We start from the raw sequence: 7,937 nt of genomic DNA on the forward strand, positions 1-7,937 counted from the left end.
CAGCCGGTACTCCTCGATGGCCTCGAGCCGGCCGAACAGCTCCTCGACCGTCAGTGCGATGTCATCCGCGTCCTCGTCCGAGCCGACGAGGATCACGTGCGGCTCGTCGGGACTGGTCAGCCAGATCCGCGTCACCGGCTCCACCGCGTCGTCCAGGTCCTCAGAGACGTCGATGCCCGATGGCGTGTAATACCAGGTGAGTGTCTCCCCAGTGGAGAACTCGTCGTCGAATACCCAACCGCGCGGGATGATTTCGTCAGCGATGCGCGCGACGCCCTTGATGTTCGCGTGCACGTCCCCAGGCAGCCAACTGTCGTTACGGATGACGAGTCGCTTCTTGCGACGCGCCTTCTTGGCCGCGCTGGAACGCGACATCTAGCCGAGCGCCCGATCCAGGTCGGCGATCAGATCCTCCGTACCCTCGAGCCCGATCGAGATCCGCACCACGGCATCGCCGAGACCGATGGCCGCACGCCCCTCCGGGCCCATCGCACGGTGAGTCGTGGTGGCCGGGTGGGTGATCAGTGACTTGGCGTCTCCGAGGTTGTTGGAGATGTCGATGACACGCAGCTTGTCGAGCACCTCGAAGGCGCGCTGCTTGCCCTGCCCCTCGGGGGCCGCCAGCTCGAACGTGATCACCGTGCCACCACCCCTCATCTGACGCTTGGCCAGGTCGTACTGCGGATGCGACTCCAGGAACGGATACTTGACCCAGCTCACCGACGGATGACCCTCGAGGAACTCCGCGACGCGCTGCGCCGAACTGTTGGAGTAGTTCACCCGAACTGCCAGCGTCTCAAGGCCTTTCAGCATGGTCCAGGCATTGAAGGCACTGATCGCCGGACCGGTGTGGCGCATGAGCTTCTGCACCGGTCCATCGATGTAGTCCTTGTCACCGAGGATGGCGCCGCCGAGCACCCGGCCCTGCCCGTCGATGTGCTTGGTGCCGGAATACACCACGACGTCGGCACCCAACGGCAGACCCTGCTGCAGCAGCGGGGTGGCGAAGACGTTGTCCAGCACCACCTTTGCTCCCGCAGCGTGGGCGAGGTCGCACACGGCGGCGATGTCGACGAGCGACTGCATCGGGTTCGACGGCGTCTCGAAGAACACCGCCTGCGTCGGCACCGACAGCGCCTCCTCCCACTGCGAGAGGTCTTCACCGTCGACGAACACGGTCTCCACACCCCAGCGCGGCAGGATTTCGTTGCAGACCACGAAGCAGGAGCCGAACAGGCTGCGGGCGGCGACGAGTCGGTCGCCCGCCCCGAGAAGCGCGCCGAGCGAGGTGAACACCGCGGCCATGCCGGTCGCCGTGGCGAACGCGGCGGGCGCATCTTCGATCAGCCGCAGGCGCTCCTCGAACATCGAGATCGTCGGATTGCCGTAACGCGAGTACACGTAGCGGTCGATCTCGCCAGTGAACGCCTTCTCGGCATCGCCCGCGGTTTCATAGACGTAGCCCGAGGACAGGTACAGCGCCTCGGCGGTCTCCTCGAAACCCGATCTCAGCAGGCCGCCGCGCACCCCGATGGTGGCCTGGCTGACACCGTCGGGCAGCGGCTTCGGAATGCGGACCGAGGGGATAGGGCCTCCGGGCGTGGAATCAGAAGTGGTCATGACTGCTTCCAGGGAAGTCCGATGGCACGCCAGCCGGCCGCGCCGCGATGCCCGTCCTCGTCGAGGTTTCCCTCGAACCCGTCGAGCACGTTGTAGGACGGCGCGATTCCCGCCGCGGTGGCGGCCGCGGCCGCACCGATGGAGCGGTTGCCCGAGCGGCACAGGAAGACGACGGGCCGCTGGCCAGCGGTCACGCCCGCGGCGGCCAGGTCATCGACGAACCCGTCGTTGTGCGTGCCGTCGGTGCGGTTCCACTCGATGTAGACGACGTCGCGCTTCAACGACGACGTGTCCGGGACGCCGACGAAGCGCCACTCGGCCGTGGTGCGACAGTCCACCAGCACGGCCTCGGGATCGTCGACCAACAGCTTCCACGCCTCTTCAGGGGTGATGTCTCCCGCATAGCTCACGATCGCGAGTGTCCCATATCTATTTCGAGCAAACCTTCCACGCCCCGTCCTCCCGCACGAACGTCAGGTCGGAGCTGGAGGTCTGCTCGACGGCATTGGCAAAGTGGTAGATCACCGTCGCCGTGGCGCGCTCACCGTCGACGCGGATGGTCGGAACGTCGTTGACGTAGCGCTCGCCGTTCTTGGCCACCGAGTCACGCTGCCTGGACAGGAAACTCGCCTCGGTGCCCTGATCCGCCAGACACGTGAAGTTGCGGAACTTGGCGTAGTCCTGGCTTTGCAGCGCGTCGTTCTGGCCGACGGCGGCCTGGGCCACCTGGTCCCCCGGGGTGGTCTGTTGGGTGCCGAAGACGTTGAAGAGAATGATTCCGATCACGACGAGCGCGAAGACCGCCAGCCCACCCACGAACGGGGCCAGGGTCGGACGATCGGGTTCGGGCTCGGGCAGCTGGATGGGTTCGGACCCGGAGTCGGACCCAGTCACGACCCGAGTCCGTGTACGACCGTCGAGATCCGGTGCGCGCGATCGCGAGCCCGGACGACGTCTGGCGCAGTGGCGATGGCCACCGACGTCCCCTCGAGCAGACGCACGTCGCTCTCGGGAACGGCTAGGGCCTCGGTCAGTGCACTGGTGGAGATTGCCCGCCTGGTCCCCACCTCCGCCGCCGACGGCGAGATCATGATCGTGTCGACCGACAGACCGAGAATCGCCCTTGCGTGGAGTTCGAACTGCGAAAGTCGTTGCGAGCGCAGGGTGACCATGCCGACGTCGAACGGCTGCGCCCGCACGGTGGCGAAGTACACCTCGTCCCCGCGGACCAGAAGTTCGACGGCGAACACGCCGCGGCCGCCCAGCGATCCGACGATGCGCGCCGCGATGGACCGCGCGGCATCGAGCGCCGCGAGCGACAGCTGCTGCGGCTGCCACGTCTCCAGTGGCGCGCCGTCGGCCTGCCGGTGCCCGATCGGTTCGCAGAACTGCACCGCAGGTCCCGACGCCTCGGTCGTGCGCACCGTGAGCAGCGTGATCTCGTGTTCGGTGTCGACGACGGTCTCCGCCATCACCCGGTTCGCCCAGGTCGGCCCCGCCGCGAAGGCGCGCTTCCAGGCCGGCTCGACGTCCTCGAGCCGCGTCAGCACCGACTGGCCTTCGGTGACCGTGCCGGTCAACGGGGTGACCACCAGCGGGAAGCCGGAGTGCCCGGCGACCGCGGCCAACTCCTCCGGCGAGGAGGCGAACCAGAACGGCACGGTCGGCAGGCCCAACTCGTCGCCCGCCAGCTTGCGCAGGCCCTCCCGGTCCACGCCGAGTCGGTTGGCACGCGGCGTCGGGAACACCTCGACGGAATCGCGCTCGGCCGCGGCGATCAATACGGCGGAAGAAACGTCGGAGGAGACGGCGACGACGTAGTCCGGCCGATGCTCGTCGAGCAGGGCGACGACCGCGTCGGCGTCTTCACACTCCTCGACGCGCACCACTGCGGCGCCGAGACGCTCGAACGCCCACGCCAGCTCTTGGCCGGCGTCTCCCGCCCCGAGCAGCAGGACCGAGCGCGGGCGGTCGGTGGTCTTCCCAAGGGGTTCAGTCATGGTGCGTCCACCCTGCCAGACCGATCAGCCCAGCCGGATGTCGACGTAGCACCAGCGCCAGTTCTCGCCGGGCTCCACCGAACGCATCACGGGATGGTCGGTCTCGTGGAAATGCCTGTTGGCGTGCTGGTGCGGGCTTGAGTCGCAGCAGCCCACGTGGCCGCACGTCAGGCACATTCGCAGGTGAGCCCAGGTACTCTCGCCGAGTTCATTGCATTCCTGGCAGCTGCCGGGCGTGATGGGTTCCGGCTCGGCCGCGTCGGCGGCCTCCGCCAGGTGCTCGCACGTCTGAGGAGATGGCGGGGAATTCACGTCGCGCCGTCGCGTTCTCCTCCGCATGGTGTTCAGAATAGTTCGGTCCCGGACGGGTCCCCGACAGAAGGGTTTGGCAACGTGGGTGGCGCCTCATTGCTCGCGGTGCTCGTAGCGTCGGTGTTGTTGGCCGGGATCGCCCGTCGGTACGACGTTTCCGGCCCGTTGGCGCTCGTGGTCGCGGGACTCCTTGCGGGCCTGATCCCTGGCGTGCACGGCCTCGAATTGCAACCGGACCTGGTGTTGTTCGTCATCCTGCCGCCACTGCTGTGGTCGGCGGGGCTGGAGAGCAGCTACGTCGCCCTGCGCAAGAACACCCGCCGGATCGGCCTGCTGGCGGTCGGCCTGCCCCTGGTGACGACGTTCGCGGTCGGCGTAGTCGCGTACCACACGGTGCCCGAGCTGACGGTGGCTGCGGCGCTGACGCTCGGCGCGATCGTCGCGCCGCCGGACGCCGTTTCGGCGGCGGCGATCGGGCGCAGATTGGGGTTGCCCCGGCAGATCATGACGCTTCTCGGTGGGGAGAGCCTGCTGAACGACGCGACCGCGCTCACCGCCTACAAGGTCGCGCTCGCCGCTGCGATCGGCACGGCATCGACCTGGGGCACCCCCGTGTTCACGTTCGCACTCGCCGCCGTCGGCGGCACGGTGATCGGCGCCGCGATGGGTTCTCTCATCGTGTTCGTCCGGACCTGGCTCGGCGACTCGCTGGTGGAGAGCGCGATCGGCCTGGTGGCTCCGTTCTTCATCTATCTGCTCGCCGAGGAGGCGCACGGTTCCGGTGTGATCGCCGTCGTCGTGGCCGCCCTCATCCTCGGTCAGAAGTCGTCGAGGGCCGGCTACGCCACCCGACTGCAGGACACCGCGGTGTGGAAGACCCTGCAGTTCGTCCTCGAGTCGTTCGCATTCCTGCTCATCGGCTTGCAGCTGCCGACCGTGGTCGCCGAGTTGAGAGGCATCTCGGCGGCCGTGCTGGCGATCGCGTCGGTGTCGGTCCTCGTGACGGTGATCGTCGTCCGCATCGTGTGGGTGTTCCTGATGGCCTTCGTGCCGAGGAAGCTCTCCCGGCGCATCCGCGAGAACGAGGAGAAACCCACTAAGGCGCAGGTCTTCATCGTCGCCTGGGCGGGGATGCGTGGCGTGGTGTCACTCGCGGCGGCCTTCGCGGTGCCCGCCAGCACACTGTCGGGAGATGCGTTCCCCGGCAGACCCCAGCTGGTCTTCCTCACCTTCGTGGTCGTCGTCGGAACGCTTCTGCTGCACGGCCTCACCCTGCCCTGGATCATCAAGGTGCTCGACGTGCAGGGCGACGACGTCCAGAAGGACGCCCTCGACCAGGCCGCGGCACAGACCAAGGCTGCGCAGGCGGCCGCGGACCGCCTCGACGAACTGATGGCCCTGCAGCGCCCCGACTCGGACGTCGGAGAACGTGCCGCCACCGTGCTGCGACATTGGAACGACCGCCGCAGGAACTCGGCATGGGAGCAGCTGGGACGCGGCGACGACGAGATCGGCGAGGGTCCCTCGGCGGCGTTCAAACGCCTGCGGCTGGAGATGCTCAAGGCCGAGCGCGACACGTTCATCGCCGAGCGGGACGCCGGGCGGATCGACGACGAGATCTTCAGATCCGTCCTGCACGGACTGGATCTGGAGGAGGCGGCGCTCGACCGCGACTGACTGCGCGGCGACTACCGTTCCAACGGTGCAGGACGTTCGGGTCGACACCACGCTCGGTGAGATACGCCTCCGCGTCGCGGGGACCGGTGAGGCGATCCTCTTCTGGCCGAGCCTGCTGATGACGAGCGACATGTGGTCGGCGCAGGCCGAGCACTTCTCCGACCGGTATCGCGTCGTCCTGATCGACCCGCCCGGACACGGCGGCAGCGAAAGACTCACGGCGGCATTCACCTTCGAGGACTGCGCTCGGTGCGTCGTCGACATCCTCGACGGGCTCGGCATCGACCGCGCTCACTTCGTCGGGAACTCCTGGGGCGGGATGATCGGCGGCACGTTCGCCGCCACCTACCCCGACCGCGTCCGCCGCGCCGTGCTGATGAACTGCACGGCGTCGCCGGCAGGTGCTCGGCAAAAGGTCGAGTACGGCTTCCTGCTGCGAATGGCCCGCTGGCTCGGCGGGATCCGGCCACCGCTGACCCGGTCGGTACTGAAGGCCTTTCTCGGGCCGACGACGTTGCGGAGCAGACCCGACGTCGTCGCCGTCGTCCGGGCCACCGTGCAGGCCGACGACGTGGAATCCTGCGCGTGGGCGGTACGCAGCGTGGTGCCGCGGCGGCCCGATCAGCGCGCCCTGCTGTCCCGCACGAGGACGCCGGTGCTGGTCGTCGCGGGCGTCGAGGACGCGACGTTCCCCAATCGGGAGACCAAGGCGATGGCGGATGCGATCCCCGGCTCGACGTTCGTCGTGCTCGACGGTGTTGCCCACCTGGCCGCCTTCGAGGACCCCGCGTTGGTCAATCAGCTGGTGGATGACTTCCTGACGCGCTGACGCATCGCCACCGCCGCCACGCTTTCTGTGGCAGTTGGGAAACCGTCGGTACCGTCGAGCACATGACCGCACCGAATGTTGTGCTCCGGCCGGGAGAACCGGCCCTACCTCCGGTACACATGCGCCGCGACGCGTTGGACCCCACCCCGGAGCTCGGACGGATTCGCGAGACCACCGGTGTCCGTGAAGTGATCAACGCCTTCGGCATGAAGGTCCACCTGGTCACCCGCCACGACGACGTCAAGGCGGTGCTGTCGGACTACGAACACTTCTCCAACGCGCGCCCGCCAGGGTTCGTCATCCCCGGCGCGCCCGTAATGCCCGAGGAGGAGCAGGCCAGCGCAAGGGCGGGCAATCTGCTCGGCCTCGACCCGCCCGAACATCAGCGGTTGCGCCGGATGCTCACGCCTGAGTTCAACTTCCGTCGGATCAAGCGGATGGAGCCCCGGATCACCGAGATCGTCGAGGACCACCTCGACGCGATGGAGGCCGCGGGCGCACCGGCCGATCTGGTGCAGCACTTCGCGCTGCCCATCCCGTCACTCGTCATCTGCGAGCTGCTCGGCGTGCCCTACTCCGACCGCGCCGAATTCCAGACCCGTTCCGGGCGGCAGCTCGACCTGTCGCTCCCGATCACCGAGCGGATGGAACTGCAGCGCCAAGGCCGCGAGTACATGCACTCGTTGGTGGACAGCGCCCGCAGCCATCCGGGTGACGACATCCTCGGCACGCTGGTCCGCGAGCACGGCAACGAGCTCACCGACGACGAACTCGTCGGCATCGCAGGCCTGCTTCTGCTCGCCGGGCACGAGACCACGTCGAACATGCTGGGGCTCGGCACCCTGGCGCTGCTGCGTCACCCCGACCAGCTGATCGCGGTTCGCGACGATCCCGATGCCGTCGGCCCCGCGGTCGAGGAGCTACTGCGGTGGCTCTCCATCGTGCAGACCTCGATACCGCGGATCACCACCGCCGACGTCGAGATCGCCGGGGTCCCGATACCCGCGGGTCAGTTGGTCTTCGCCTCCTTGCCTGCGGGCAACCGGGACCCCGAATTCACGCATGAGCCAGACGTTCTCGACATTCGCCGCGGTGCGCCAGGGCATCTGGCGTTCGGTCACGGCGTGCACCACTGTCTCGGCGCACCACTGGCCCGGATGGAGATGCGGATCGCGTGGCCGGCCCTGTTCCGCCGCTTCCCCGGACTGGCGCTCGCCGAGGACTTCGAAGACGTCCAGTTCCGTTCGTTTCACTTCATCTACGGACTACGGTCGTTGTTGGTGAGGTGGTGATGCCCCGATGAAACTGATAGCCGACCGCGACGCCTGTATTGCGTCTGGCAACTGCATGATGGTCTCCGAGGAACTCTTCGACGCCGACGACGACGGCGTCGTGGTCCTGCGCACCGACGACGTCCCCGCGGGCGAGGAGGACCACGCCCGCGAGGCCGTCAAGATTTGTCCGGCTTCGGCGCTGCGGCTGGAGTGACGTCGTGGTGC

At 67.9% G+C, this 7,937-nt stretch carries 10 protein-coding genes; 4 read left to right on the plus strand and 6 right to left on the minus strand.

Annotation, left to right across the window (positions count from 1 at the left end; genetic code table 11):
- The 6 genes from ACRDUX_RS06115 to ACRDUX_RS06140 form a co-directional block, all read right to left on the minus strand.
- On the minus strand, positions 1–375 hold a 375-nt coding region (locus tag ACRDUX_RS06115), incomplete at its 3' end, for a hypothetical protein (RefSeq protein WP_526412003.1).
- Complete coding sequence (locus ACRDUX_RS06120) at positions 376–1,620, minus strand: O-succinylhomoserine sulfhydrylase (protein ID WP_526412005.1); 1,245 nt, start codon at positions 1,618–1,620, stop codon at positions 376–378.
- Positions 1,617–2,030, minus strand: coding sequence for a rhodanese-like domain-containing protein (locus tag ACRDUX_RS06125; RefSeq protein ID WP_526412007.1), 414 nt, complete (start codon positions 2,028–2,030; stop codon positions 1,617–1,619). The genes ACRDUX_RS06120 and ACRDUX_RS06125 overlap by 4 nt, the downstream gene beginning before the upstream one ends.
- Positions 2,031–2,049: 19 nt before the next feature.
- Positions 2,050–2,514 (minus strand): Rv0361 family membrane protein, encoded by a 465-nt coding sequence (locus tag ACRDUX_RS06130; RefSeq protein ID WP_526412009.1) that lies wholly within the window; start codon positions 2,512–2,514, stop codon positions 2,050–2,052.
- Positions 2,511–3,620: an ATP-grasp domain-containing protein gene (locus ACRDUX_RS06135; protein ID WP_526412011.1), complete on the minus strand. Its 1,110-nt coding sequence runs from the start codon at positions 3,618–3,620 to the stop codon at positions 2,511–2,513. The genes ACRDUX_RS06130 and ACRDUX_RS06135 overlap by 4 nt, the downstream gene beginning before the upstream one ends.
- A 24-nt stretch (positions 3,621–3,644) precedes the next feature.
- Entirely contained in the window at positions 3,645–3,959 is a 315-nt protein-coding gene (locus ACRDUX_RS06140; RefSeq protein WP_526412013.1) for a UBP-type zinc finger domain-containing protein, read from the minus strand.
- 54 nt (positions 3,960–4,013) lie between these two features.
- Here ACRDUX_RS06140 and ACRDUX_RS06145 point away from each other — a divergent pair, with 54 nt between their 5' ends.
- The 4 genes from ACRDUX_RS06145 to ACRDUX_RS06160 all read left to right on the plus strand — a co-directional run bounded on the left by ACRDUX_RS06145 (position 4,014) and on the right by ACRDUX_RS06160 (position 7,926).
- On the plus strand, positions 4,014–5,609 hold the full coding sequence (locus tag ACRDUX_RS06145; RefSeq protein WP_526412015.1) for a Na+/H+ antiporter: 1,596 nt from the start codon (positions 4,014–4,016) through the stop codon (positions 5,607–5,609).
- Between the two features lie 25 nt (positions 5,610–5,634).
- Positions 5,635–6,438 (plus strand): alpha/beta fold hydrolase, encoded by an 804-nt coding sequence (locus ACRDUX_RS06150; protein ID WP_526412016.1) that lies wholly within the window; start codon positions 5,635–5,637, stop codon positions 6,436–6,438.
- 62 nt (positions 6,439–6,500) lie between these two features.
- Positions 6,501–7,730, plus strand: a complete 1,230-nt coding sequence (locus ACRDUX_RS06155) for a cytochrome P450 (protein WP_526412018.1) — start codon at positions 6,501–6,503, stop codon at positions 7,728–7,730.
- Between the two features lie 7 nt (positions 7,731–7,737).
- A complete protein-coding gene (locus tag ACRDUX_RS06160; RefSeq protein ID WP_526412020.1) occupies positions 7,738–7,926 on the plus strand; it encodes a ferredoxin in 189 nt (62 codons plus the stop codon).
- Positions 7,927–7,937: the final 11 nt, after the last annotated feature.

Origin of the sequence: Mycobacterium sp., from assembly GCF_050701675.1 — a bacterium.
Lineage (GTDB): Bacteria > Actinomycetota > Actinomycetes > Mycobacteriales > Mycobacteriaceae > Mycobacterium.